A 23,593-nucleotide genomic window follows, 5' to 3' on the forward strand; every position below is an offset into this window, starting at 1 on the left:
GGACGAAATTCTCAGCCGTTAACTACAAAATCCCACCTAGATTCACTAGGTGGGATTTTGTGATTAGCCGCTTGCTTGCGTCAAGATGCTGCCGCTGAGCAGAGAGTTCTAGTCGGTATTGATCATGCCCTCTTCAGGGTTAATGAGCCGCCAAAGCTTCTGCTTGATCTGGGTGTCAAAGACTTCCCACTTGAGCCGGTTGAACTCCGAGTTTTCATAAAAGCCCGACAAAAAGCCCACCGGAATTTCGAAGCCGCCGGCCATTGATCGCCCGCCGCCAAAGAAGCGACCCTCGCTGTCTTGGCCGAAGGCTTCTTTGATAAATTCGTCGGGGTCAAGGGTGATTTTGCTGGTGCGCAAAGAGCCAATCACCACCTCGCGCTCTTCATCCTCGTCGTGAACGATGCCGTAGACCACGGCGGTGTGCACGTTTTCTTCGGTCACCAAAAAGTCTGCCGCCTGGGGAATAGCGTCGCGGTCGTCGTAGCGCAGATAGCCGACCCCGGCAATAGAGACGTTGTTTTGCACCTTGCGGTTGCGCAGCGATCGCTCAATCACATCCATCACTCGCTTGGAGCGCGAGGCTTGCAGCACCGCACTGAGCAGCTGCCCGTCGTAAAACTGGCTCAGGTAGGCCGCCGCCATAAAGTCGCTGGGCCCAGCGTGCATGAGCTGGTTGGTGTCGGCCCGCAGGCCATGCATAAGGGCGGTGGCACACTTGGTGTGCTTGCTGTTGTTGCGATCGAGGTTCAGCAACCCCTGCTGCAAATACTGGGTCAAGATGGTGGCCGTAGCCCGAATGTGGGGGCGCAGATCGATGTATTCTGCGTCTAGCTTAGACTGGGGGGCATGGTGGTCGATCACCAGCACTAGAGGCAGCCCCCCCTCCCGTAGGTGTTCGTAGAGTTGGCTCGTCGTGCCTTGGTTATCGACCAGCACTAGCCCTTGGTAGTTAGCCAGGCTAGCACTATCGGCGGCGGTTAGCCAGCGGCGGGCAGGCAGGCCCGTAAGCCGGACGAGGGCAATGTTTTCCTGGTGGCTGAGGGTGCCCGCGTAGACAATGTCGCACTCGATTTTGTAGTTGCTGGCAATCAGCTTGTAGGCCCAGGCTGACGATAGCGCATCGGGGTCAGGGAAATCTTGCAGCAGCACCAGGTGGCGATCGCCGCGGTGCCCCTCCAGCAGCCGACGCACCGCCTGTACCGGATCTTCAGAGTCACTGTCATTCTCGGGGCGGGGCACAAGAGAAGTCATCCCGCTGCCGTTAGAAAAGGTGGCTTCAGCGGTCTCAGAGTCTAAATTGAATGTCATCATGGGCAATTCCTTGTGCGACAGCGCGCTCGATGGTAGGTAGACATAGCCCCTTAGTGCAAAGACAAGGGATAGACCTCAACGGCGTTAGGAAAGCTAACGTCAACCCGCTTGGCTCACCATCGTCTTGATTCAAAAGCGCTGTCAATAGCGCCGCGGCCCTACTTAATTATCGCAAATTGCAGCGGAACTGTTAGAGTCACCCGATAGAGTCTGATGCAAACGGTTATCAGGCTATGGGATTTCAAGCCCCATGGCCTAAGGCAGCACCCTAGGGATGAATCTGCCGGCAGTCGAGCAGCGATGACGCCGTCGAATACTCTTGAAGCACTCATGCACTAGAACAGTTACGAAATCCCAATGACGTACTTCTTCCACTCCTGGTGTACGCCGCTGTGAATCTGCCGCGTCACCTCAAAGTAGAGACTGCTGTGGGGCTTACGGGGTTGGCTAAAAAGCGGCATGTTGGCCTCCCGCGGGGTGCGGTTGCCCTTTTTCACGTTGCAGCGCACGCAGGCGGCTACCATATTTTCCCAAGTGTCGGCGCCGCCGCGCGATCGGGGAATCACGTGGTCGAGGGTGAGCCCGTCGCCGCTGTAGGCGCAGTATTGACAGGTGTGGTTGTCGCGCTGGAGCAGGTTGCGCCGGGTAAGGGGAATATCTTTGTAGGGCACCCGCACGTAGTGGCGCAGACGTATCACCGTCGGCAGCGGAAAATCGGCGTAGACAAACTTGCCGTTATGCTCAACCCGCTCCGCCTTACCCTTAATAATAAGGACGACAGCCCGACGCCAGCTCGTAATGTTGAGCGGTTCATAGGAGGCGTTGAGCACCAGAACCTTACCCATTCGAATGCGTGGATAATTGGCTAAAGAATATTTGGATTGATGTTAGCACAGAAGCTAAATTGAGGTTTTTGACCTCTGGTAGACTGTCCTGAAGCCGGTACCTTGCGATAGCGTTGGCACATCTGATGGCCGGTTCTGGCGCTATGATGAGGCGCTAGCCCCGGTGGTGAAGGAGGAACACAATGCTGAATTGGGATCACACTCCAAGCCTGGAGCCCATGCGCTGCTGCCGTGCCTGGGTTGAAATTAATCTGGCGGCGCTGCAGCACAACGTGCGCCAGTTTAGAGGGTTGCTGCCCGCCACCACCCAGCTGATGGCGGTGGTTAAGGCCGATGCCTACGGCCATGGGGCCGTCACCGTTGCCCAAACGGCGCTTCAATCTGGGGCCACCTGGCTCGGCGTCGCCACCGTCCCCGAAGGAATTGAGCTACGGGCCGCAGGCGTTCAGGCCCCAATCTTGGTGATGGGGGCGGTCAACAGCCCCGAAGAAATGCAGGCGATCGCCCACTGGCGGCTCCAGCCCACCCTAGTAAACCCTAAGCAGGCCCTAGTTTTTTCCGATACGCTTTCTGGCCTAGCCGCTGCCCGGCCGGTGGGGGTACACCTTAAGATCGACACCGGTATGACCCGCCTGGGATTTCCCTGGGCCGAGGCCGTCGACTTTGCTCGGTTTGTGCGGCAGTTGCCCCACCTCAAAATCGACAGCCTTTACTCTCACCTGGCCACTGCTGACAGCCCTGACCCCACCATCATGCAGCAGCAGCAGCAGCGGTTTAAAACGGCGCTAGGGCACCTCCAACAGCAGCAGTTGCTCCCTCCCCGACTGCATTTGGCCAATACCGCCGCCACCCTAGCTGACCCTGATCTCCACTACGACCTGGTGCGAGTTGGTCTAGGGCTCTATGGCCTCTACCCGGCCCCCCATTTGCAATCGCGGCTCGACCTACAGCCTGTCATGCAGGTCAAAGCCCGCATCACCCATCTCAAGGATGTGCCCGCGGGTACCGGCATTAGTTATGGCCATCAATACGTGTGCGATCGCCCCCTCCGCCTAGCAGTGGTCGGCATTGGCTACGCCGATGGGGTGCCGCGGGTGCTCTCCAACCGACTCCAGGTCATGGTCAAAGGCCGCCTAGCCCAGCAAATCGGCGCTATCACCATGGATCAGCTGATGCTGGATGTCAGCCATATCCCCAGCCTGCAAGAGGGTGATGTCGTCACCCTGCTGGGCCGCGACGGACCCCACATCATTGGCCCAGACGATTGGGCTGCTATGGCCAACACCATCAGCTGGGAAATTCTCTGTGGCTTTAAGCACCGTCTGCCCCGCATTGCAGTGGAACAGCCCTTAGCAGCCTCTACCGCTGTCCAAAGCTAGCTAAAGCCTACTCAGGGCAGCTAGCAGCGTTCCCGGCGATGCGGTTGGGTGGAGCAGCGAAAACAGGTGACAGTAGCGCAATCGCCCCTGCGCATCTAGCACAAACTGCGCCGGCAGGGGTGCCCCCAGCGCTTGCCCAGTGTGGTAAGCGCGAAAGCTCGCTCCCGCGGGGTCGCATAGCAGCGGCAATCTTAAGCTCAGATCTTCTACCGCCGCCTGAGCTTGACGCTGGGGCTGATTGCCGATCGCCAACACTTCAGCTCCAGCGTTGCGAAACTGGTCGTAGACCTGATTGAACGCCACCAGCGAAGCATACCGCTGAGGGCTGTAGGCTATCTCTGCTAGGAGGCGACAAAAGAGCAAGACCACCGGCTGCTTACCACGCCAGTTAGCCAGGCGCACAGTGCGCTGGTAGGTGACATCCCATAGGGCAAAGTCGGGGCATATCTGGCCGAGGGGCAGACCTAAGCGAGGGGGCAACGGCAGCCAATAGCGCCAGGTAGTAGCCTGGTCTGGTAGTGGCGCGATCGGGGTCATCAGGCGAAAAAATGACGATACAACAGCGGCAGGGCAGGGGCGAACGAGACAGTGTCGCTAGACCTCAGCAAAAAATTCCCTTGCCTTCACCGGGTCGGGATTCATAGTTTTATCTCCGGGTTGCCAGTCAACCGGGCAAACCTCATCGGGGTTGGCCTGCACATGCTGAATGGCCTGTAAAACTCGCAGGGTTTCATCGACCTTACGGCCAAAGGCTAGGTTGTTGATCGTGGCATGCTGAAGCACTCCGTCCCGGTCGATGATGAACAAGCCCCGTAGCGCTACCCCACTGTCGGGGTCGAGGACGTTGTAGGCAGCGCTAATGTCTTTTTTGATGTCAGACACTAGGGGATAGTTTAAGTCACCTACCCCGCCTAGCTTACGCTCAGTTTGGATCCAAGCTAGGTGAGCAAATTCGCTGTCTACAGAGATGCCTAAAATCTCGGTGTTGAGAGCCTTAAACTCACTGAAGCGATCGCTAAAGGCCGCAATCTCCGTAGGGCAGACGAAGGTAAAGTCGAGGGGATAAAAAAATAGGACCACATATCGGCCCCGGTAGTCGGATAGCTTAACAATCTTGAAGTTCTGGTCAACTACGGCGGTGGCGCTGAAGTCGGGTGCCATCTGGCCAACCCGCAAACAGTCATCTCTTATCTCAGGCATGGACTCATCCCTCAAGGTCTTACCGCCATCGCGCAGTACCATCATAGTACTTTGGCCAGAGAAAACCCTCCCTGCATCCCTGTCCGCTCTTGGCTTTACCACAACTACAGAGTGATAAAACCTTTTAATGCGTCACCTCAACGAACCTTAGTCAGAGAAAAGCTAGACCAACGCTTGCTGGACAGACTATTGAACCGTTAAGAATGGCTCAGGCGGGATTTGAACCTGCGACCAAGGGCTTATGAGTCCCCTGCTCTACCACTGAGCTACTGAGCCGTAGCATCGATTTTTCCTAACTGGGGCTTACCCCTATTAATCAACCCACAGTTAATGAATCTATCACAGAATTAGTCCACACACCAAGCCATATCCAGCATTTTTTTGATAGAAAATATTCTACAAAAAGCGGGCTAACAGCAATGCCAGCCCGCGCTACTAAACTATGGCTAAACCATCTAGCGATCGGGTAAGTAGGCCATGGGATTAACGGTACCGCTGCTGGGTAAGTGCACCTCGAAGTGGAGGTGAGGGCCAGTGCTGTAGCCCGTGCTGCCCATCTCAGCGATCTGTTGTCCCTGGCTAACTTGCTGCCCCTCACGCACTAGCAAACGGCTGTTGTGGGCGTAGCGGGTCAAACTGCCGTCGGAGTGACGGATATCTACCAAGTTGCCATAGCCACCGGAATTCCAACCCGAGCGCGCGACAACCCCCGGCGCTGCCGCCACAATCGGCGTTCCGACTGGGCCAGCAATGTCAACACCGCGGTGCATGCGGCCCCAACGCCAGCCGTAGCCAGAAGTCAGGGTGCCACGGGTAGGCCAAATGTAGCCGTTGGAAAGACGAGGAGCCTCGGGTAGAAACTCGTTGGCACCCGGCATCATCGGCATGTTGGGAGACACGGTCTGCCCCACTGGCATGCTCGGCGCAGTCCGATAGGCATCAGCACTTAGGGGAGCAGCCGCTAGCAGCTGACTAGGAGGAGCGGCGGCATCCACCTGCTCAGACTCATCAACCACGGCCTCATCGGCTGGGCTCAGAGCAGCGATCGGCTGAACCTGATCTTTGGCGGCATCGGTAACTGTCCACTCTGAATCAGCAGCAGGCGATGCAAGGGTTTGGGCACCCTCTCTAGCGGTTAGGGCTGTCGAGCTGGCCGGTTCGGGGCCACCTACTGCGTTAGCAGCCACAGCTTCCGGCTCAGGGCTGTGATACTCCAGCGCGGCAGTCTCTGGGGTTGCGCTGGTGACACGGCTGCGCTCAAGCTCTTGACGAGCTTCACGAATTCGCGCGTTGAGTTCGTCGCGGTTAACCTGGTTACTATTTGACTCACGAATGCGGGCTAAGTGATCGCGAATGGCCTGCTCACGGGTTCTATGAGCAGCCGCTAGACCGCTGGAAGGTGAGCTAACCGCTTCTTCCGTCGCCGAGGCTAGGGGAATGCTTAGGCTGTCGCCGACTGATAAAGCTTCAGGCTGGTTAACAGCGTTGTTGTGGCTGAGAAGCTCATCTAGGGTGAGGCCGTTGCGAGAAGCAATCGACCACAGAGTGTCACCCGGCTTGACTTGATAAGACCTTACGGTACCAACCTCAGCGGTTGAAGTCGCCGCCGCCGTTCTTGGAGGCAGTGCTGCTACGGTGAAATCTTTCTTGGCCTCTGGGGCCGAAGTGTTGGTAGTTGCTGCAGGAACTGAGGCGCTGGTAGCTGCAACGGGTTGCGACGACTGGGCGGCAGCAACAGGACGCTCGACCTCTTCCTGGTGGAGCGGCAGGCTAGCAAAAGACTCAACTGGCTCAACCGATTCACTGGATGCTTGACTAGCTGCCTCGTCAACCTTCGCCATTTGCTGAACAGCGGCGGCTGGCTCAACGTCAGCGGTCAGATCTGCCGCAGGCTCCCGGATGGCCTCTGGTTCAAGAGTAGGGACCGCAGCTAAGGGGAGTGAGTCAGAGACGAGGCTGTCAGCGCCAACTTCAAGTTCTTCTGAGGAGAGCTTGTCTAGGTTAGCCGCAGCAAGATCTTCTTCAGACAGCTCATCTTCACCTTTGAGAGCCAGAGCATCCTCTAGCTGCCAAGCTTTCTCCAACTCATCTACTGTGGGTACGTCGCTGGTTGGCAACAAGCTGCTAGCAGTTGCTAAATCACCACCGACGCCCCCAGCAGCATTGGCCTTGAGAGCCAAGCGAGAGACATCAGCGCTAGCAGTCAAACTGGCCATTCCTACGGCAGGAACTCGAATAACCTGCCCAACCCGTAGTACATCGTCACCAGCAATGCCGTTGGCCATCTTGATGGCTTTAACATCGGCCTCGTGCTGGGCAGCAATTTGCCAAAGGCTTTCCCCTGCTTCAACGGTGTGATAGGACGAAGTTGTCTCGGCAGAGACTAACTTGGGCGTCTCGGGTTGATCCCGATTGGCCGCAGGTAACACCGTCAGGTTAGTGCCGTCGGCAGCGAGAGCCAATTCTGGCTCAGTGAAAAACGGAGCGGACGCTCCGAACGATAGGGCTAGGCCCAGCATGGCTGCCGAGGTTTGTACTCGACGATAACCTCCTGAAGGCTCAGATTGAGCGCTGCTCAAGCTAGAGGGCAGGCAATCAGCTTCAGACTCTTGGGGAACTACGCGTTTCAAGGAACGACCTCCTGTAAACCAGCGCTTAACAACCTATGAAAGCCCCACTACCCATCCGATGGAGGTACCGCCAGTTGGCAGAAACTCTCTCGTTAGAAGTAGCGACAAGGCAAGGTGTTAGCAGAAGAACAACAACGGATCGACAGATTAACGCCTCGGCTAGGTAACATTACCCTGCTTTCGGCAACCTAGGCAAGTTTACATGACTTAACACGAAAATCAATACCCAGGGTCTCTCTGTCATTTCCCTGAACACTAGGCTCGTGACCGGGAACTTAATGAGCACAACATAAACGTTTAACCCCAAAAAAAAGTATTTGGCAAGCGTATTGTTTGGACTTGACTGAGCTGGCTAACTGTAGCGCTAGCCTGGTTTCTGAGGCCACAAACTACTGTGGTTGAGACCGCAAACCCTTTGCCCACAGGGCTGATCACCCACAGGGCAAAACGCACGATTAGACCTCTATAACCAATGGCAGATGTCGAGACAGAAACCATCCAAGTAAGTTATATAAATTTCTTATCTCGACTGTCCCAATTTTGTATCCTCGGAAACCACTTATTTTTATTGCTAGCTTTTTAACGCGATTTTGCCCCGAAAAACGCTTGCGTTGGGGGTTTCGCCCCTTTTGGCCTACGGAGCAGATTGCGCCATAGGTTCCACAACTCAGCTCAGTGATCTATGGGTATGACATTACTCAATAGCTATTAACCATTTCCCATCCTGTTCTAGGGCCTTAAACGTAGCCTTCATCAAACTCTGTTAGCTAAGGCAACCCTAGCGCTCAAAGCTAAGCTGGGTCTTGGTTACTAGCAATACCTAGTGTGGAATGTGGGTGAAAGAGGTGAAGCTGGCGTAGGGTCTCGTAGAGTGCTATGGCGGCGCTTACGGAGAGGTTGAGACTGCGCACCACGGAGCGATCCATGGGAATGTAGGCAGTTTCGTCACAGGTGGCCAGGACTGACTTGGGGAGGCCTTCGGTTTCGCTACCAAATAGCAGCCAGTCATCGGCGCGATAAGTCAAATCTGTATAGCTACATCGCCCAGAGGTACTAAAGCCAATGGTTCGCCCTCCCTGCTGGCGCTGCTGGGTGTAGAAAGTATCCCAGTCGGTGTGCAGAGTGAGGTTGACTTGAGGCCAGTAGTCGAGCCCGGCTCGCTTAAGGGCGCGATCGCTGAGGTCAAACCCCAGGGGGCCAACGAGGTGTAGAGGAGTGGTCGTGGCGGCGCAGGTGCGGGCGATATTCCCTGTATTGGGGGGGATCTGGGGCGTGACTAAAACAATGGTGGGCATAGATAGGAGAACCAAAATACCAAATGGAACAGCGAGTGAGGGATGAATTTAGGGCAGCGGTGGAAATGTCTAGGGGATATAGATTTTATTAATACTTCCCTCAGTAGTTTTACCCTGTGCGGAAACTGATTGGAAAAAGGGGATCGGGTTCTACTGAAGAAAGCTTTCCTTATTGCACCTATAAGTAAATTTTTACTTAGAAGGCCGCGATCGCGGCGCTAACCCTAAGAAACTTCCCCTAAGCGGCGCAGGGTTCGCACAGATCGCGAGCTAAGATCCCCTCGCTGTCCGCCACTTCAGCAATCGCATTTTGAATCACCTGCTGCACCGGCTGCCCGGCTTCGTGCTGCCGCAGCCACCGCTGGGCTTCGTTACCTTCCCGCAGAATTTTCTTCACCGGGCTGAGGAAGCAGCTAAGACCATTGGCTTTGGCGATTGGCCACACCTCATCATAAAGCTGTTGGATCCAATCTCGGGCAAGAATTGGGCGACCGTTCTGCCAGTGGCGCAGTTCGGCCTCAAGGCTTTGACTGGCAGCGGCCATTTCGTTGGCATCGGTGAGGGCTACTAGGTCATGGTTGCGGCTGGCCTGAGGTAGCTCACTCAGGATCAGCGGGTCTAACTCCGGATTTTGAATCAGCTGGATCAGACGAGCTTCGAGCAGGGCCGCCACCGCCAGCAGCGCCACCGGGTCGCTGATCAGGTCGCAAATGCGCAGTTCTAATCGGTTGAGGTTGTAAGGGCGGCGATCGCCGTTGGGCCGCACCGAGGACCACAGATGGCGCACGTTTTGCATAGTGTCTGCTGCCAGCTGGGCTTCCATCCACTGAATGTGGTGGGCGTGGCTGGTGAACAGGGGCACGTGGGCCGGGGTTTTGGGAAACACCTGCCAACGACTAGAGTGAGAGCCCGTAGCTTTCCCACCCAGAAACGGCGAGGAGGCGGTGAGAGCCAGGTACAGGGGGGCTTCGACCCGCACTAAACGACATGCTCGCATCAGAATTTCCGGATCCGAGATGCCAATGTTGATGTGGACACTGGCGGTAACTACGGTGGTGCCGTAGGTTTGCTCGATGTAGGCGTGATAGGGGTTGCTGGGGTCAGAGCGGTAGAAGCGATCGGTATCGCCGAGGGCTAGGGTGCTGCCAGGCACGAGGGTGTAGTTGCCCAATCCCCTGAGGTAATGGCGCAGCTCGTGGCGGGGGCGCACCAGCTCGCATAGCAGCTTCTCGTATTGGCACAGGGGCGGGGTGGTGTACTCGACATTGCGGCTGTCGGGCTCGCGCACGAAACCATTGAGATCCGCCACAATCCGATCGGAGAGGCCGACCACATCCCCGCTGGGGGTGCCGGTATATATCTCAATTTCAAACCCTTTGGACAGCAGCACGGCATTCCTCGCTGGAGACGGCACTCTATATATATTCAGTCAGTTGATCGCTGTTCTCATACTATCGGCAACCCGGTCCCCCGTTCAGGCGCCGGGGGAGGAGGGTTCTAGACCAAGAGGGTCGCTAGGAAAGGGCTGCTGTCGTCAGGGCGATCGCACGCTTAGCGGCATAAGCGCGGGCAATGGTGTCGCAGCGCTCGTTGCCGGGGTCGCCGGAGTGGCCGCGCACGTAGATCCACTGCAAGGGGCGATCGAGGGTCTGGTTCACCTCGGTGGTGACGCTGTCTAGGGCCTCCCACAGATCGCGGTTAAGCACAGGCTTTTTGGCTGAGTTCACCCAACCGCGCCGCTTCCAGCCAGCGATCCACTGGGTAATGCCCTTGAGCACGTACTCGCTGTCGGTGTGAATGGTGACGGTCTCGGTTTGGCCGCTGTTGCGCAGCAGGGTCAGCCCAGCGATCGCCGCCTGCATTTCCATGCGGTTGTTGGTGGTGGGAGATTCGCCGCCGCCGATCTCGTGAACACCGCCATCGACCAGATACAGCACCGTACCCCAGCCGCCGGGGCCAGGATTACCGGAGCAGGCACCGTCGGTGTAAATTCGCTGAATGATTGCCATTGTTTCGATCTCGTCCTTAAAAAATCGTTAATTCAGCCGTGGGGGCTTTGCGGTACTAGGGGGCATTCTAGAGCTAAGACCGGATGTCCTCCCCGGACAACCTCCATTCAGGTCATGGGCAGGGTGCACCTATTATCGTCACGGTTATCCCAACGGTGAAGTTAAACCCATGATGCTACGAGAACTAAAAGCTTTTGAGGCTTGCTGGCTAGATCTTAAGGATGTTTATCCCACCAACGGCCAGGACAACATGCTGATTGCCCACGCTATGGGTCAGCTAGTCGATTGCCTCGCCAAACCAGCCCAAGTGGAGCAAGATCTGCCGGGCCATTTACAGGGGCTGTTTCGACGGCTGGCGCTAGCTTACTTTCAGGGCTACTCTCCCGCCGAAGGGCAGTTTGAGGCCGCCGTAGTCGTTTTGCCCATTCCCCAGCCCTGTCCCCGCAGCGATCGCCAGCGACGGCAAGATATCTCAGCGGCGGTCGAACGCGTCAAAGCCCTGGCCCAACAGACCCAGTCCCGCATGTGTACATCTCGGGGGCAGGCCGCCCAGTGTGCCACCTCGGAGATGGAAACCCTAATTATTGAGTTTCCAGACTGACTAGACCAGCTTAGCCCCAGCCTGATAGAAGAGTCAGGTTAACCCTCCAGAGATAGGGGCGGGCGCGGTATCTTAGTGCTATGGCCTATGAACCGCTGCACCATAAGTATCGCCCCCAGACCTTTGGCGCTCTGGTGGGGCAAGATGCGATCGCGACTACCCTCACCAGCGCCCTCAACCAGCGGCGCATTGCCCCTGCCTACCTGTTCTGCGGTCCTCGCGGCACGGGCAAAACCTCCAGCGCCCGCATTTTGGCGAAATCGCTCAACTGCATTGCCCAAGATCATCCCACCCCTAATCCCTGCGGCATCTGCGAAACCTGTCGCTCGATCACCAACGGCTCGGCCCTCGACTTCATCGAAATCGACGCCGCCAGCAACACCGGGGTCGACAACATCCGTGAGCTGATCGAGCGCGCTCAGTTTGCCCCGGTGCAGTGCCGGTACAAGGTTTACGTCGTGGACGAGTGCCACATGCTCAGCACGGCGGCGTTCAATGCTTTGCTCAAAACCCTGGAAGAGCCGCCCAGCAATGTGGTGTTTATCCTTGCGACCACCGACCCCCAGCGGGTGCTGCCGACGATCATCTCTCGCTGCCAGCGGTTTGACTATCGGCGCATTCCCCTAGAGCCGATGATCGCTCACCTGCGGAAGATTGCCGATCAGGAAAACATCGTTATCAATGACGAAGCCCTGCGGCTGGTGGCTCAGGTTTCTCAGGGGGGACTGCGCGATGCTCAAAGTTTGCTCGACCAGCTCAGTTTGCTAGCGCCTCCTGTGGAAGCCGATGCGGTGTGGGACCTGGTCGGGGCCGTACCTGAGCGCGATCTGCTAGCCCTGGTGCAGGCCATCCTCAGCGACGATGGCACCGCCGTGCTCGACGGTGCCCGCAAGCTGATGGATCGGGGTCGGGAACCGCTGATTGTGCTGCAAAACCTGGCTGGGTTCTACCGCGATCTGCTGATTGCGAAGACGGCGGGTGATCGCCACGACCTAGTCGCCATCACGCCCCCCACCTGGGCCGACATGCAGACCCTAGTGCAACCGCTCGATCCAACGGTGCTGCTGTTGGGGCAACAGCACCTGCGCAGCGCCGAGGGACAGGTCAAAAACACCACCCAGCCTCGGCTGTGGCTAGAGGTGACGCTGCTGGGGCTGCTACCCTCGACGCTGGCCGGTCAGGCGGGTCGGTCGGTCGGAGCGATCGCACCTCTTTCAGCGCCCAGACCTACACCCCAGCCTGCACCACCGATTAGCCCCCTATCACCAGTACCTGCACCGCCGCCTGAGCCTTCAAACTTGGGTACACCGCCGGGGTCTGCCAATGGATCATTGCCAAAAGACGAAGCCATCCCCGTACCGGCTGCTGCCTCCGAGCCGCCCCCCGACAATAGCCAAAACACACCACCCACAGACGATGCCACCCCAGCTCCCAACTTAGGGCAGCTATGGCTTCAGGTGATAGCCGTACTAGAGCCCCTAGGCACCCGTGCCCTGATGCAGCAGCAGGGCAGCTTGCTATTCTTCGACGGTGTAGTGGCCCGAGTGGGCATTAGCTCTAGGCCACTGTTTAAGATGGCCCAGGGCCGAGTCGAGAATGTAGAAGCGGCCTTTCAGCAGGTGCTCAACCACAAAGTGCAGGTTTCCCTAGAGGTGTTGCCTGACCCAAAGCCTGAGGCCCCAGCCCCCAACATTTCCCAGGCGCCGGGGCAGAAAAATATCACCCCACCGGCTCCAGTTGTTCTCAGTCCCCCGCCCCCGCCCGTCGTCTCAACGCCCTCGGCAGAAGCGTCAGTAGAATTGGCCGCAACTCCTGAACCTGCTCTCGCGGCAGACACTAGTCCCGCTGCTCCTGCGCCATCATCACTGCCTGCCATTGCCAGTGACTTTGACCGAGCCGTGAAAAACTTTGCCCATTTCTTTAATGGGCAGGTGGTCGATTTGGACGAAGATCTGAGCCCTGGACTCGATACAACGCTGCTGAAGCCCTCTGAGGCGGCGGCTAAGCAGCCCTCCCATGCCGACAAAGACGTGCCGTTTTAGGGCGATCGAGTACTACGTCTAAAATCTCAACTCAGAGTTAAACAGGATCCGGTATCAGCCGGTCTCGTTTAGCCAAAGGTGCCGCCATTCCAGCCCCACATGGCACCGGGGGCATCAGCAAACTCGATATAGGTACGATTTTTGGGCACTCCCAGGGCAGTCTCTAGCTGGGTGCAAAACTCCTGGCTCATAGCATGGGTTTTGGCACCGCCCATGGTGCCCACGCTTTTGATCTCGACATAGCACACGGGGTCTGTGGTGCCACCAAAGGTCATGGGTATGTCAGCTTCAAAAGCTGTCATTACGTAAGATTCTGGCTTGCCCAGGTGGTTAGCCAGACTGGCGGAAAGCTCCTTGAGTAGCCCTTCAACCTCGGCTCGGTCGGGAGAGGAGACGGATGTCTGGACTTTGATTAGAGGCATGGGTGTGGTGTGGGGAGTGAGGGCGGTGGGCAGGGTGGGGGAGATGGGGAATGAGAAGAGTTCTTAATTTTGAATGTTGAGTTGTACCAGTAAGGCCCAAACTCAACACTCAAAACTGAGAACTTAAAACTCATCTATCCATTTAGCCGCCGTAGTTCCAGCCGGTGCTTTCGAGCAGGAGGGGGTCGCCTTCGCGGTGAATTGCGGCACCGACTACTTCGCCCACAAAGACCGTGTGGTCGCCATGCTCTACAGCGCCCACCACCCGACATTCCACGTAGCCCAAGGTGTCTTTGATGATGGGGCAGCCGGTTTCAGGACCGGGGTAAAACTCGACATCTTCAAACTTGTTGCCCACCCGGCGCAGGGGCTTAAAGAAGTTTTGGGCCAGCTCTTTCTGCCCAGCTTCTAGAAAGCTGAGGGCAAATACGCCGCTGGATTTCACCATGGCGTGGGAGGTGGAGTCGTTTTTGACGCAGTTTACCACCAGGGGGGGCTGGAAGGAGGCCTGCATCACCCAGCTCGCCGTGAAGCCGTTGAGATCATCTCCATCTTTAACGCCACAGATGTAGAGTCCATGGGGAATCTTGCGCAAAATGGTTTTCTTGGCTTGCTCGTCTAGCACAGGACACCTACAGAATGCAGCTTTAGGGGCAGTGTAATACAGCTTTTGCCCCCGACTCTACCCAATTGGTCATAAAAAAGGCGCACCGCAGTGCGCCTAGTGTGGTGTGTGATGCCCTAACCCTATTTGTTGGGTTGGGGAGTCATGCGCAAGTAGGGCTTAATTTCGGTTACGCCTTTGGGGAAGCGCTGCTTAGCTTCCTCGGTGGGAATGGTGGGAGATACCACTACGTCGTCGCCGTCTTTCCAGTCGACGGGAGTGGCCACGCTGTAGTTGTCGGTAAGCTGTAGCGAGTCAATCACCCGCAAAATTTCAGCAAAGTTGCGTCCGGTGCTCGGCGGATAGGTAATGGTCAGTCGCAGCTTTTTGCTGGGGTCAATGACAAACACGCTGCGCACGGTCACCTTTGCGTTGGCGTTGGGGTGGATCATGCCGTAAAGGTCGGAGACCTTTTTATCGTCGTCGGCAATGATGGGGTAGTTGACATTTACGCCCTGGGTTTCGTTAATGTCGCCAATCCAGCCTTGGTGGGAATCAGCGCTGTCTACGCTGAGGGCAATGACTTTGGCGTTGCGCTTGTCAAACTCGGGCTTGAGCCTAGCCACGCTGCCCAACTCAGTGGTGCAGACGGGGGTGTAGTCAGCGGGGTGCGAAAATAGCACTACCCAGCTATCACCAGCCCAGCTATAAAAGTCAATCTCACCCTCGCTGGTCTGCTGGGTGAAGTTAGGTACCTGATCGCCAAGTTGAAGCGCCATCTCAAATCTCCGTTTAATCTCGACAGGGTGCAAATAAAGTTGCTCAGCGTTCACGTTCGCTATTCTCCCACAAACCCCGGTATTCCGGTCGGGGTTTAGAGGATTATCTTAAGGATTGTAGCGTAGGCGCTTGTGCTACGTGCGATCGCCCGATTACCTCCTGAGCGCCCACAACAGAAACACCTAGGGACATGCCCCAGGTGCCTCAAAATCGTTGCTCGACCCCACAGTGGGGAAACTCTAGTGGAACCCTCATTACTTACGCCTAGAACTGGCGATCGAAAACCTTAGGCGCATAGGCACTGCACCCGTCGCAGGGACCCATAGGATTCATAGCGCATCGCAGGTAGGGCGATCGCGCATTTAGATCGCAAGTGATGTCGCCAATCATATAGCCCAGGCCATCGACATAGTGCATATCGGTGTTGCCATCGAGCAGCTTGAGCATGCTCTGGCCCAAGGCCGTCGGCATAGCTGAAGTGTTGCTGCCGCACTTTTCATCTCGGTCAGCCCGCACGCTTAAGTAAGCTGACACCAGGGCTGGGGTAAGACCGACAACGAAAATCAAAATGATGACGAGCATGAACCTATCGTCCGAAACTAGCAAGGTCATCCTAACGCGATGAATTGGCAGACCAGCCCAATGCCGGTAGGGATTGGTACGTACCGTTGCGTTACTTAGTCTTTCGCAACATAAACCAACAAAGGCCGCCCCTCTCTTCTACGCTAAATCAGAGGTGAAGTCGCTACCAGTCGTGGCTACATGTATATGTAGCGAGAGGTGACGCCTTTGCGCCCAGAAAGTTCCCGACTATAGATATTGTTTTAGTAAATTTATAGTTAGACTTTGGGTAGGAACGCTTTTTGACCCAGTTCTCTCTCAAAATCGCCTTGTTTTCCTATCACCTGAATAAGATCCTGAACTTTCCAGAACTTTCATGTATTGGCGGATCTTGATATATAGCCGATTATCAAAACATCCTGTAGACTCGCGTGTGCTCCAAAGCTAAGACCGGGTAGGGCCACAGGACATTGTGGAGGTTCGCTCCTCAGTGATAGCGCCTTTCCCGGCTTTTTACTTTTAAAACCCAAATATTGGAATCTCAGTTCCGCTAGACTGCCCTCTGGTGCTCACCTCCCCTTAGATAGCCTAGCCCTGAGGAGTTGAAGACGATAGCTCCTACCTACAAGCCTGTAGACGTGGCAGAAGTAGTAGCTATAGCGGGTAAGGTCTAGGTCAGAAGAACTCAAAAGGTAAGGATTAAAGCCAGATGGGTGTTCTTTTCGTTCTTTTGCTATAGCTGATGGACGCGGCGATCGCAGCGGTTTTGCCCAACCCCTTTGCCAAGCTGTTCGATCCCATAGCGCTCCACTTTTGGCTAATCCGCCATACTGACAGCTTCAGCCATGGCGTAGACTTGCAGCCATTCTTCCACCACATAGGGAGCCGCAACTAGTTGGGCAGTGCCTCCACCCCGCAGTGGCACCCGCAGCGTTAACGGAATCGGGCGCTGAAGGTCGGCCAACACGGCATCTATGCTGTATTGGGCAACGCTATCGGGCAGCGCTTGGGTTTGAGGGTCGAGCTGGTGCGGCACTTGCCATTGGGCACTAGTACCGGTTTCAATGGCTAGGTCACGGTTGTGATCCGTGATTCCCCGTCCCGGAAATCCCACCAAACGTAGGTAGGTACCTTGAAGAGTACCTTCGATGTAACGCTTGAACACCGTAGCCTGCCAAGCTAGGTCGTTCTGGTCACGCAAGCTCTGGCGCGAACGGTACGTCGTTTGCCCAGGCTGCTCGTGATAGGTGTGAATAGAGGCTAGGGCTGGCTCAGCCAACGCCAGCAGCAGCAAACAGCCTAGCAGGAGGGCCAGAACTGTCAGCCGCAGGGCACGCCAGAGGTGATGCATGGGGAGATGAGGGAGATAGGGAAGATGAGGAGATGAAGACGGTGGGAAAGTCAGCCACGGCTTCGGCTGCTATGCCTATTATCTCCTCCATATCCTCACCTTCCTCATATCCTCACCTTCTACAACTGGCTCATCTGGTTGAGCGTTTGTCGATAGCCTGCAGCTTCTCCCTGCTGTAAAAAGAGCTGGGCGGCTTGCTCAAAGTCGCGGCGAGCACCGGCATCATCCCCCAAGCGGGCGCGTACCACCCCTCGGTTGTAAAACAGCCTTGGGTCGGCGCTGTTGGAGGCGCTCACAATAGCCTGAGTGAGATCTTGATAGGCATCCTGGGGCTGGTTCACCTGGAGGTAAGCCGAGCCGCGAGCCGAGTAGGCCTCTAGGTAGCTGGGTTGCGCTGCAAGGGCCTGACTGTAATCGTCGATCGCACCAAAAACATCCCCCGTAGACAGGCGAGCGTCGCCCCGAGCCTTAAAAGCTTCCGCGTAGGCGGGGTCGAGGAACAGCGCTTCGGTATAGTCGGCGATCGCGGCGGTCGCATCCCCCGCTTGTAGTAGCGCATCGCCCTTTTGTTTGTAGGCCATGGCCGAGTCAGGATTGAGCTGTAGCACCTGCGCAAAGTCTTGCTGGGCTCCGCCCAAGTCGCCCTGGCTGGCTCGAACAGTGCCCCGACTCATGTAGGCTTCAGTCAGCTCGGGGTTGAGCTCAAGGGCACGATCCAAATCTTGTAAAGCCCGCCCAGGTCGGCCCTGGCGGAAATAGACGTGGCCACGGTTGAGGTAGGCCCGGGCCAGTTCAGGGTCGCGGTTGACGGCCTCGTTGAGGTCGCTCAAGGCCGCGTCAAACAATCCTAGGTGGTAATAGGACACACCGCGCCCCATATAGGCTCGCGGCAGATCGCCGTTCAGCTCAATGGCCTTGCTAAAGTCAGCAACGGCTGCGGTGTAGTTGTTTTCCTGCTCTAGGGCAAAGCCCCGCAGTACGTAGGCTGTCGGATTGTCGGGAGTCAGCTCAATAGCGGTGGAAAAATCTTCGATGGCGAGATCGTAACGACCCTGTTCGCTGTCGATGAGACCGCGGTAGAGATAAGCTTCTACAGAATCTGGGTTGAGCTCTAGAGCGGTGTTGAAATCGGCCTGAGCCTGGCTAGACTCTCCTTGGCGATAGTAAATGCTGCCTCGGGCAAAGAGGGCGTTAGCGTTGCTAGGGTCAAGGTCGAGGGCCTGGTTGAGGTCGATGAGGGCGCGATCGTAGTCGCCCTGCTCAGAGTAGATTAGGCCCCGGTAGAGGTAGGCGTTGGCCAGACTAGGATCCTTTTCGATCGCTAGGTCAAAGGATTCGAGGGCAGCGTCATAGTCACCGCTGTTGTAGCGTTCCACCCCCTGGTTGTAGGCACCAATAGCCGATAGACCGGGCTCAGCTGCCTCCGGTTCGGGCGCTTCAAGCTCAGCTGGGGTAGGCTCAAGGCCTTCGAGGTCCATCTCCTCGGGGCCAGCTGCCTCAGGTTCCATGACTTCAGGTTCAGCGGGAGCTTGGGCATAGCCCCTCCCAGGGGTGGCCCCAATCATTAGGCCCAGACCCAATAGCAAAATGGCGTAATGCAGTTTCATGGCTTCCCCTCAACCGACGGTTTTTGCAGATTCAGTAGGCTGGTGCTGCCCCTAAGCAGACTGTTTTGTCAGCATACCCACCCACGCCCCTGGCGCTAATGATAGGTCAGCTTATTTGGTTGAGAGACGGGTTTAAAGAGTTTTTTCTAGAATTGTAAGTACCCGCTGTCAGCTTTTTGCCTTCATAGCAGCGGCGGTGGCAAGGAGATAACATGGCGATCGCACGTTGGTCCATTGGTCTGCTGCTGGGGGTCTTGCTGTGGCTGGGGCTAGGGCACTATGCCAAGGCCCAAAGCGAAGCCCGCATAGATATGCGATTAAGTAGTCTGGAGTCTGAACTCGGTCGACTGAGATCCCAGGTCAGACAGATAGAATCTCAGCTCTCCATTCCCAACCGTCCCGCCCCTAGCCTGCCCACAATTACTTCACCCGGGGTCGAGCCTTCCCTTGACGAGCAGTTCGACAACCTGGCCACGTTAGCGATCGAACTCAAGCAGCAGGTCAGGCAGCTTGAAACTCGGGTCACACAGCTTGAAAGAGCTGGCTCTTAGGCACAAATCCTATTCCTTTATTGGGCTGTGATGGCAGCCGACTTGGTTCTTTAGTTCCAAGGCCTTTGCTGCTCTTGCTGGGCCTTAGGTGGGCTAGGAAATTTTTTGTGGCGGGGCGGGCGATCGCTCTGCTGTACCTTGCGAGCCTTTGTGTCCTAAATGGTGGACCTCACTGACGGTTGAATTCCTTCTTTTTATCCACTCAGTTGCCCTTATATCCTCCTTCTTCCTTATCCCCTCTATCCCGCCTTCCGTGTAAGATGAGAGCATGAGTTACATCCCTTTACACGCGTCGGCCCTATGTCGTTTTTTCGGTCTTACATTGCGCCCCTGCTGATTGTGCTGATTTTTGCGGTGGCAATGCTGGCAGTGAGCGCCCGCATCTTTTTGCCCAGCGATATGATGGCTCCTGCCCCGATCGAAGAGCCGATATCGGCGATGGGGCTGATGCCTACGGCCCAGGCCGATCTAATGATGCCTGAACTGTCGGAACTCATCCACGGGCCTCAGAGCATGCGGGTTGAGGGATAAGCTCAGCTTTAAACCATTCACTTAAAGCAAATTACTAATAATGGAAACCCCCGACAGAGCGTCTGCCGGGGGTTTCTAAATTTAAACCTTATAGCCTGTAACTAGACACAATGGACTGGATTATTTTCCTCCAGACAGGATGTCGTTGAAGCAATTCGGAGACAGCAGCACTTAGACTGATTAACTTGAGAGTTTTCCTCAAGAAAGTTCCGATTAAATAGAGATGTTTAAATGCCGTCGTAAAGAAACCATCGCGTGGGGTTTATAGCGTCTCTAGGCATTTCTTGCAGAGCTCTCATCAGTTACAGCGAGGAAATATCAACAACCGAGTAAAGTGCTGCTGGTATTTGACGAGATAGATTCAGACGTTAAATCGATAACGTACCTCCTATTTAACAAGACTGAACTATTCGATCTGTCGGGGAAGAAATCGTTTTTTTGAGTCAGGTGATTTGCTTCCTTATTCACTAAGATACTCTCCTCATTTGCCCATGGCTAGGGATGATACCAAAGTTTATGGTTGGGTTAACAGCCGCTATCATTCTGTTGAAAAGCTCAGATTTTAACTTAGGCTTAAAGCGGCAGAAGCGCCCTTGGGCTGGGATGTCGGAGCTATGGTGGGGGCATCCAGAGGCTACTATTAGTAGGCGGTTGCCTTTATAGAGGTGACCCACTGATTTCAGCCAGAGGCGCAAGGGCAAGGAGCGATCGCAGTGACGCAGATAGAACAAATTACCGGTACCGGCATTCCCCTTACAGGCAACGACATCGACACCGATCGCATCATCCCGGCTCGGTTTCTCAAGTGCGTGACCTTTGACGGGCTGGGCGAGCAGGTGTTTGCCGACGATCGCGCCGCTCTAGAAGGTCGCCATCCCTTTGACCAGCCCCAGTACCAGGGGGCGACAATTTTGGTGGTCAACCGCAACTTTGGCTGCGGCTCGTCGCGGGAGCACGCTCCCCAGGCAATCGCCCGCTGGGGTATTAAAGCTGTGCTGGGCGAGAGCTTTGCAGAAATTTTCTTTGGCAACTGCGTCGCGATCGGCATCCCTTGTCTGACGGCCACTGCCGAGGTGGTAGGTCAGGTGCAGGCCGCGCTAGACGCTGATCCTACGACGGTGGTGACGCTCGACCTGGCAACTCAAACCGTGACCGTTGGGGCCGAGGCCGGAGCTGTGTCTATGCCCGAGGGCGTGCGTCAAGCGTTCTTGGCGGGCACCTGGGATGCTTGCGGTCAGTTGGTAGCCAATGCCGACGCCATTCGAGCCACGGCGGCAACGCTGCCCTACGTAGCCTGGTAAGCTCACGGCTTCCGTGTCTCCACCCATAGATTTGCAACGCCCTGTGGATTTTGCCGCAGAAATAGGCACTCTCTAGGGAGATCCCTCACCCCCCATGCGGGCTTTGCTATGGTTTCTTCTGCTGTGCGATCGCTGACCCCCTGGCTGCAAGCCGATTTGGCCCTGCCGGGTGCTACAGCTGCAACCCTGGGCAATACGGTGTGCCGCATGGCTCCCTTAGCCATCGAGCGCCCCACCTTGGGTCGCGTGCCGGCGATCGCGGCAGCGGTGAAGCAGTTGGTAGCCCAGAGCATGAGGCTGCGATCGCCTCTGGGCGGCTGGCCCGCCGACCTGCCCCAAACCCCTGACAACCTGGCCCCCTACCTAAGCGAAGAAACTGGGGAGTTGTTGGACCTATTAACGGCGTCAACCCTACCAGTGCCTTCCGCCAGCGTCCTGGTACCGGTGCCCCACCTGGTGCCCCACCTGCTGTGGATGCTTGCCAGCAGTGGCTACGAAGTGATGCGCCTCATTGAGGGTGTGCAGGCCCGCATCTTTAGTCCTCAGGCGCAGGGGGCAATCCGCATTGTGCGCCTGATGCCGGTGCTCACCCTCACCTCGGAAAAGACCGGCTACGCCCTCGATCTGGTAACTCAAACAGATCCGGTGTCGGCGCTATATCTGGCTAAAGATGTCGAAATTCAACTGTTGGAGAATGACCTGGACGGCCAGCTCCTGTCCTGTGGTGACCTGTTGGCTCAGGTGGCTCAGCAAGTAGTAGGCTACACCCAGCCTGGCTTGGGCGCTTTACTCGTTGACGGCTGCGAAGTTGATGCCCTCCGTCCCTTTCAACCTTGGCAGAACGGCATTTTGCACCTTCGCCTGCACCTGGCCGAAATGGAGACTCAAGGTCCATCTCAGCCCTATAGTAGCCATGGCGAGGCAATGCCCGACGCGCTGTATCTGCCGCCGGGGGGTAAGCAGAGCGCTGGGACAGCTGTATCGGGCTTTACCCTAGATGACTTTGCCAGCACCCTGGTCGATGGCCCAGACGATGCTACCGCTGGCGTGCTGGGCGACTGGCTCACCTTTACCGATGAACGCTGGATTCAAACTTTTCTGAGTGCCTACGCCGAGCAGGTTGTGGCGCAGCATCTACCCCAAATGCTGCTGGGTTCAGAGGGTGACCGGGAAGATCTTTGCAACCGCGTCACCTACGCCGCTACCGATCTGGTGCAGGGAGCCAGCGGCCTATTTAAGCACACCTTTGTCCATGAGCCGGTGTTGGTAGCGGACCTGTGGCCCCGGCTGCGCTGGCACTTAGCCCAAAGCTCAGAACGGGTGATGCAGCTGATGGGAGGCGTATCGGCCCAGGTGCTGCCTCCAGGACTGAGCTGGCAGCAGGGCAGCCTCTACCTGCGCCCGCTGATGCAGCTTACTACCTCTAACCGCAGCTGGATTGTGGACTTAGGCCGAGGCCGACTTTTGCCCACTGCGCCTCAGGCGCTACCTGGTGAGGCTGCCGTCGATGTGGCCGATGACCCGTGGGGACCGCCGCTCACGGTGGCCGATCTAACCGCGCTTGTGGATCACGATCTGGGAGCGCATACACCTGCGATCGCGGCTCTGCGCCAGGGCACCCCAATTCATCTGCACCGGCTCGATGGCGAGGCTGGCTGCCAGGCAGGGCAGCTCACCCTCGACTGGTGCTTTACTCTGCAAACTACGCTGTAGCAACAGATTCTCAGGACGGTTGTTCTCTGTTCCAACGATGGCAAAAGCCGTAAATGTTTGTGCCAGAGACATCCCGAGCCAGGGGGCAAATCGCCTAGAGTGAGATCGAACTGTGGCGCATCCCAAAGGCTTTAGATATCGTGTCTCCAGAGCTAACTCCAGGGCTAATTCAAGAGCCCATCTACCTCTACAGCATTTGCCCTCGCCCCTTGCAGCCTCTGCCCTTACCCCTCGGACTGGCTGCACCCACCCGGTTGATTGCCGTAGATAATGTTGCCGCCATAGTTGAAACCGGCGTTGATCTAGAGACCCTGCAGACCGACGAACCGCGGCTGCTCAACGCGGTGCTCAGCCACGATCGCGTCATCTGTGAGCTGTTTCAACACACGCCCCTGCTGCCCCTGCGGTTTGGCACTCAGATTGCTTCCATTGAGCATCTCAAAGTTCACCTGGCCAGCCAGGGCGCCGACTATGCCGCCAAGCTCGCTATCCTAGGTCACCAAGTTGAATACCAGCTCAAGCTGATCGCCCAACCCGCTGAACTGCCGCCCCTAGCTGAAGGGCTCACCGGGCGCGACTACTTTCTGGCGAAAAAGCAGCGCCTCCAGGATCAAACCGCCGCCCAAGAGCAGCAACACTATGAGCTTGACCAGGTGCTCAACGACCTTCATGCCACCTACGACAACTACATTGAGGCCGAAAGCCCCGCTGGAGAAGCGCGAGTGTATCTGCTGATCGATCGCGCCGATGCCGAGAGCCTAGAGCAGCGGGTAGAGGAGTGGCGATCGCAGACCAACCACTGGACTCTCATGCTCAGCGACCCTCTACCCCCCTACCACTTCGTCTAGGAAATCTCC

22 protein-coding genes and 1 tRNA gene are annotated in these 23,593 nt (G+C 56.6%); 8 read left to right on the forward strand and 15 right to left on the reverse strand.

Annotated elements, in window-relative coordinates:
- Positions 1-108 precede the first annotated feature (108 nt).
- Positions 109-1,311 (reverse strand): bifunctional oligoribonuclease/PAP phosphatase NrnA, encoded by a 1,203-nt coding sequence (locus H6F59_RS05765; RefSeq protein ID WP_190519010.1) that lies wholly within the window; start codon positions 1,309-1,311, stop codon positions 109-111.
- Positions 1,312-1,658: 347 nt separating this feature from the next.
- Positions 1,659-2,159 (reverse strand): HNH endonuclease, encoded by a 501-nt coding sequence (locus tag H6F59_RS05770; RefSeq protein ID WP_190696295.1) that lies wholly within the window; start codon positions 2,157-2,159, stop codon positions 1,659-1,661.
- 182 nt (positions 2,160-2,341) lie between these two features.
- On the opposite strand from H6F59_RS05770, the gene alr reads away from it, so the two are divergent.
- Complete coding sequence (alr, locus tag H6F59_RS05775; RefSeq protein ID WP_190696298.1) at positions 2,342-3,538, forward strand: alanine racemase; 1,197 nt, start codon at positions 2,342-2,344, stop codon at positions 3,536-3,538.
- Here the strand turns inward: alr and H6F59_RS05780 are convergent, their stop codons facing one another.
- From H6F59_RS05780 to rnhA, 7 genes are all read right to left on the reverse strand, one after another.
- Complete coding sequence (locus tag H6F59_RS05780; protein ID WP_190696301.1) at positions 3,539-4,075, reverse strand: peroxiredoxin family protein; 537 nt, start codon at positions 4,073-4,075, stop codon at positions 3,539-3,541. It lies immediately after the preceding gene.
- A 57-nt stretch (positions 4,076-4,132) separates the two neighbouring features.
- Complete coding sequence (locus tag H6F59_RS05785; protein ID WP_190696304.1) at positions 4,133-4,738, reverse strand: peroxiredoxin; 606 nt, start codon at positions 4,736-4,738, stop codon at positions 4,133-4,135.
- 204 nt (positions 4,739-4,942) lie between these two features.
- Positions 4,943-5,014: transfer RNA gene (locus tag H6F59_RS05790), tRNA-Met, on the reverse strand.
- A 179-nt stretch (positions 5,015-5,193) separates the two neighbouring features.
- Complete coding sequence (locus H6F59_RS05795; protein ID WP_190696306.1) at positions 5,194-7,368, reverse strand: peptidoglycan DD-metalloendopeptidase family protein; 2,175 nt, start codon at positions 7,366-7,368, stop codon at positions 5,194-5,196.
- A 791-nt stretch (positions 7,369-8,159) separates the two neighbouring features.
- A complete protein-coding gene (locus H6F59_RS05800) occupies positions 8,160-8,663 on the reverse strand; it encodes a tRNA (cytidine(34)-2'-O)-methyltransferase (protein ID WP_190696309.1) in 504 nt (167 codons plus the stop codon).
- A 238-nt stretch (positions 8,664-8,901) separates the two neighbouring features.
- Positions 8,902-10,053 carry a glutamate--cysteine ligase gene (gene gshA / locus H6F59_RS05805; RefSeq protein ID WP_190696312.1) on the reverse strand — a complete coding sequence of 384 codons (1,152 nt, stop codon included), beginning with the start codon at positions 10,051-10,053 and terminating at the stop codon, positions 8,902-8,904.
- 124 nt (positions 10,054-10,177) lie between these two features.
- Positions 10,178-10,672: a ribonuclease HI gene (gene rnhA / locus H6F59_RS05810; RefSeq protein ID WP_190696315.1), complete on the reverse strand. Its 495-nt coding sequence runs from the start codon at positions 10,670-10,672 to the stop codon at positions 10,178-10,180.
- 169 nt (positions 10,673-10,841) lie between these two features.
- On the opposite strand from rnhA, the gene H6F59_RS05815 reads away from it, so the two are divergent.
- Entirely contained in the window at positions 10,842-11,273 is a 432-nt protein-coding gene (locus H6F59_RS05815; protein ID WP_190696319.1) for a hypothetical protein, read from the forward strand.
- A gap of 80 nt (positions 11,274-11,353) precedes the next feature.
- Positions 11,354-13,315: a DNA polymerase III subunit gamma/tau gene (locus H6F59_RS05820; protein ID WP_190696322.1), complete on the forward strand. Its 1,962-nt coding sequence runs from the start codon at positions 11,354-11,356 to the stop codon at positions 13,313-13,315.
- Positions 13,316-13,383: 68 nt separating this feature from the next.
- Here H6F59_RS05820 and H6F59_RS05825 read toward each other — a convergent pair whose 3' ends face one another.
- From H6F59_RS05825 to H6F59_RS05850, 6 genes are all read right to left on the reverse strand, one after another.
- The gene (locus tag H6F59_RS05825; protein ID WP_190696324.1) at positions 13,384-13,737 is read right to left on the reverse strand and encodes a phenylpyruvate tautomerase MIF-related protein; all 354 of its coding nucleotides are present in this window, start codon (positions 13,735-13,737) and stop codon (positions 13,384-13,386) included.
- A 142-nt stretch (positions 13,738-13,879) separates the two neighbouring features.
- Entirely contained in the window at positions 13,880-14,362 is a 483-nt protein-coding gene (locus H6F59_RS05830; RefSeq protein ID WP_190518736.1) for a flavin reductase family protein, read from the reverse strand.
- Between the two features lie 122 nt (positions 14,363-14,484).
- On the reverse strand, positions 14,485-15,120 hold the full coding sequence (locus H6F59_RS05835) for a peroxiredoxin (protein WP_190518735.1): 636 nt from the start codon (positions 15,118-15,120) through the stop codon (positions 14,485-14,487).
- Positions 15,121-15,385: 265 nt separating this feature from the next.
- Complete coding sequence (locus H6F59_RS05840; RefSeq protein WP_190696326.1) at positions 15,386-15,703, reverse strand: DUF6464 family protein; 318 nt, start codon at positions 15,701-15,703, stop codon at positions 15,386-15,388.
- Between the two features lie 796 nt (positions 15,704-16,499).
- Complete coding sequence (locus tag H6F59_RS05845) at positions 16,500-17,033, reverse strand: DUF3122 domain-containing protein (RefSeq protein ID WP_190696328.1); 534 nt, start codon at positions 17,031-17,033, stop codon at positions 16,500-16,502.
- Between the two features lie 119 nt (positions 17,034-17,152).
- The gene (locus tag H6F59_RS05850; RefSeq protein ID WP_190696330.1) at positions 17,153-18,640 is read right to left on the reverse strand and encodes a tetratricopeptide repeat protein; all 1,488 of its coding nucleotides are present in this window, start codon (positions 18,638-18,640) and stop codon (positions 17,153-17,155) included.
- Positions 18,641-18,852: 212 nt separating this feature from the next.
- Here H6F59_RS05850 and H6F59_RS05855 point away from each other — a divergent pair, with 212 nt between their 5' ends.
- The 5 genes from H6F59_RS05855 (at position 18,853) to H6F59_RS05875 (ending at position 23,584) form a co-directional block, all read left to right on the forward strand.
- The gene (locus tag H6F59_RS05855) at positions 18,853-19,191 is read left to right on the forward strand and encodes a hypothetical protein (protein ID WP_190696333.1); all 339 of its coding nucleotides are present in this window, start codon (positions 18,853-18,855) and stop codon (positions 19,189-19,191) included.
- A 300-nt stretch (positions 19,192-19,491) separates the two neighbouring features.
- A complete protein-coding gene (locus H6F59_RS05860) occupies positions 19,492-19,722 on the forward strand; it encodes a hypothetical protein (RefSeq protein ID WP_190518728.1) in 231 nt (76 codons plus the stop codon).
- A gap of 713 nt (positions 19,723-20,435) precedes the next feature.
- Positions 20,436-21,023 (forward strand): 3-isopropylmalate dehydratase small subunit, encoded by a 588-nt coding sequence (gene leuD, locus H6F59_RS05865; RefSeq protein WP_190696336.1) that lies wholly within the window; start codon positions 20,436-20,438, stop codon positions 21,021-21,023.
- A 108-nt stretch (positions 21,024-21,131) separates the two neighbouring features.
- The gene (locus tag H6F59_RS05870) at positions 21,132-22,736 is read left to right on the forward strand and encodes a hypothetical protein (protein WP_190696339.1); all 1,605 of its coding nucleotides are present in this window, start codon (positions 21,132-21,134) and stop codon (positions 22,734-22,736) included.
- Between the two features lie 140 nt (positions 22,737-22,876).
- Positions 22,877-23,584 carry a GvpL/GvpF family gas vesicle protein gene (locus H6F59_RS05875; RefSeq protein WP_190696342.1) on the forward strand — a complete coding sequence of 236 codons (708 nt, stop codon included), beginning with the start codon at positions 22,877-22,879 and terminating at the stop codon, positions 23,582-23,584.
- The last annotated feature ends 9 nt before the right edge of the window (positions 23,585-23,593 follow it).

This window comes from Nodosilinea sp. FACHB-141, from assembly GCF_014696135.1.
In the GTDB taxonomy this organism is placed as follows: Bacteria; Cyanobacteriota; Cyanobacteriia; order Phormidesmidales; family Phormidesmidaceae; genus Nodosilinea.

What these genes read in the sequence shown, in the direction of transcription:
- H6F59_RS05765 (WP_190519010.1), bottom strand. Translation starts at nt 1,311, where the DNA reads ATGACATTCAATTTAGACTCTGAGACCGCTGAAGCCACCTTTTCTAAC.
- H6F59_RS05770 (WP_190696295.1), bottom strand. Translation starts at nt 2,159, where the DNA reads ATGGGTAAGGTTCTGGTGCTCAACGCCTCCTATGAACCGCTCAACATT.
- alr (WP_190696298.1), top strand. Translation starts at nt 2,342, where the DNA reads ATGCTGAATTGGGATCACACTCCAAGCCTGGAGCCCATGCGCTGCTGC.
- H6F59_RS05780 (WP_190696301.1), bottom strand. Translation starts at nt 4,075, where the DNA reads ATGACCCCGATCGCGCCACTACCAGACCAGGCTACTACCTGGCGCTAT.
- H6F59_RS05785 (WP_190696304.1), bottom strand. Translation starts at nt 4,738, where the DNA reads ATGCCTGAGATAAGAGATGACTGTTTGCGGGTTGGCCAGATGGCACCC.
- H6F59_RS05800 (WP_190696309.1), bottom strand. Translation starts at nt 8,663, where the DNA reads ATGCCCACCATTGTTTTAGTCACGCCCCAGATCCCCCCCAATACAGGG.
- rnhA (WP_190696315.1), bottom strand. Translation starts at nt 10,672, where the DNA reads ATGGCAATCATTCAGCGAATTTACACCGACGGTGCCTGCTCCGGTAAT.
- H6F59_RS05815 (WP_190696319.1), top strand. Translation starts at nt 10,842, where the DNA reads ATGATGCTACGAGAACTAAAAGCTTTTGAGGCTTGCTGGCTAGATCTT.
- H6F59_RS05820 (WP_190696322.1), top strand. Translation starts at nt 11,354, where the DNA reads ATGGCCTATGAACCGCTGCACCATAAGTATCGCCCCCAGACCTTTGGC.
- H6F59_RS05825 (WP_190696324.1), bottom strand. Translation starts at nt 13,737, where the DNA reads ATGCCTCTAATCAAAGTCCAGACATCCGTCTCCTCTCCCGACCGAGCC.
- H6F59_RS05835 (WP_190518735.1), bottom strand. Translation starts at nt 15,120, where the DNA reads ATGGCGCTTCAACTTGGCGATCAGGTACCTAACTTCACCCAGCAGACC.
- H6F59_RS05840 (WP_190696326.1), bottom strand. Translation starts at nt 15,703, where the DNA reads ATGCTCGTCATCATTTTGATTTTCGTTGTCGGTCTTACCCCAGCCCTG.
- H6F59_RS05845 (WP_190696328.1), bottom strand. Translation starts at nt 17,033, where the DNA reads ATGCATCACCTCTGGCGTGCCCTGCGGCTGACAGTTCTGGCCCTCCTG.
- H6F59_RS05850 (WP_190696330.1), bottom strand. Translation starts at nt 18,640, where the DNA reads ATGAAACTGCATTACGCCATTTTGCTATTGGGTCTGGGCCTAATGATT.
- H6F59_RS05855 (WP_190696333.1), top strand. Translation starts at nt 18,853, where the DNA reads ATGGCGATCGCACGTTGGTCCATTGGTCTGCTGCTGGGGGTCTTGCTG.
- H6F59_RS05860 (WP_190518728.1), top strand. Translation starts at nt 19,492, where the DNA reads ATGTCGTTTTTTCGGTCTTACATTGCGCCCCTGCTGATTGTGCTGATT.
- H6F59_RS05870 (WP_190696339.1), top strand. Translation starts at nt 21,132, where the DNA reads ATGGTTTCTTCTGCTGTGCGATCGCTGACCCCCTGGCTGCAAGCCGAT.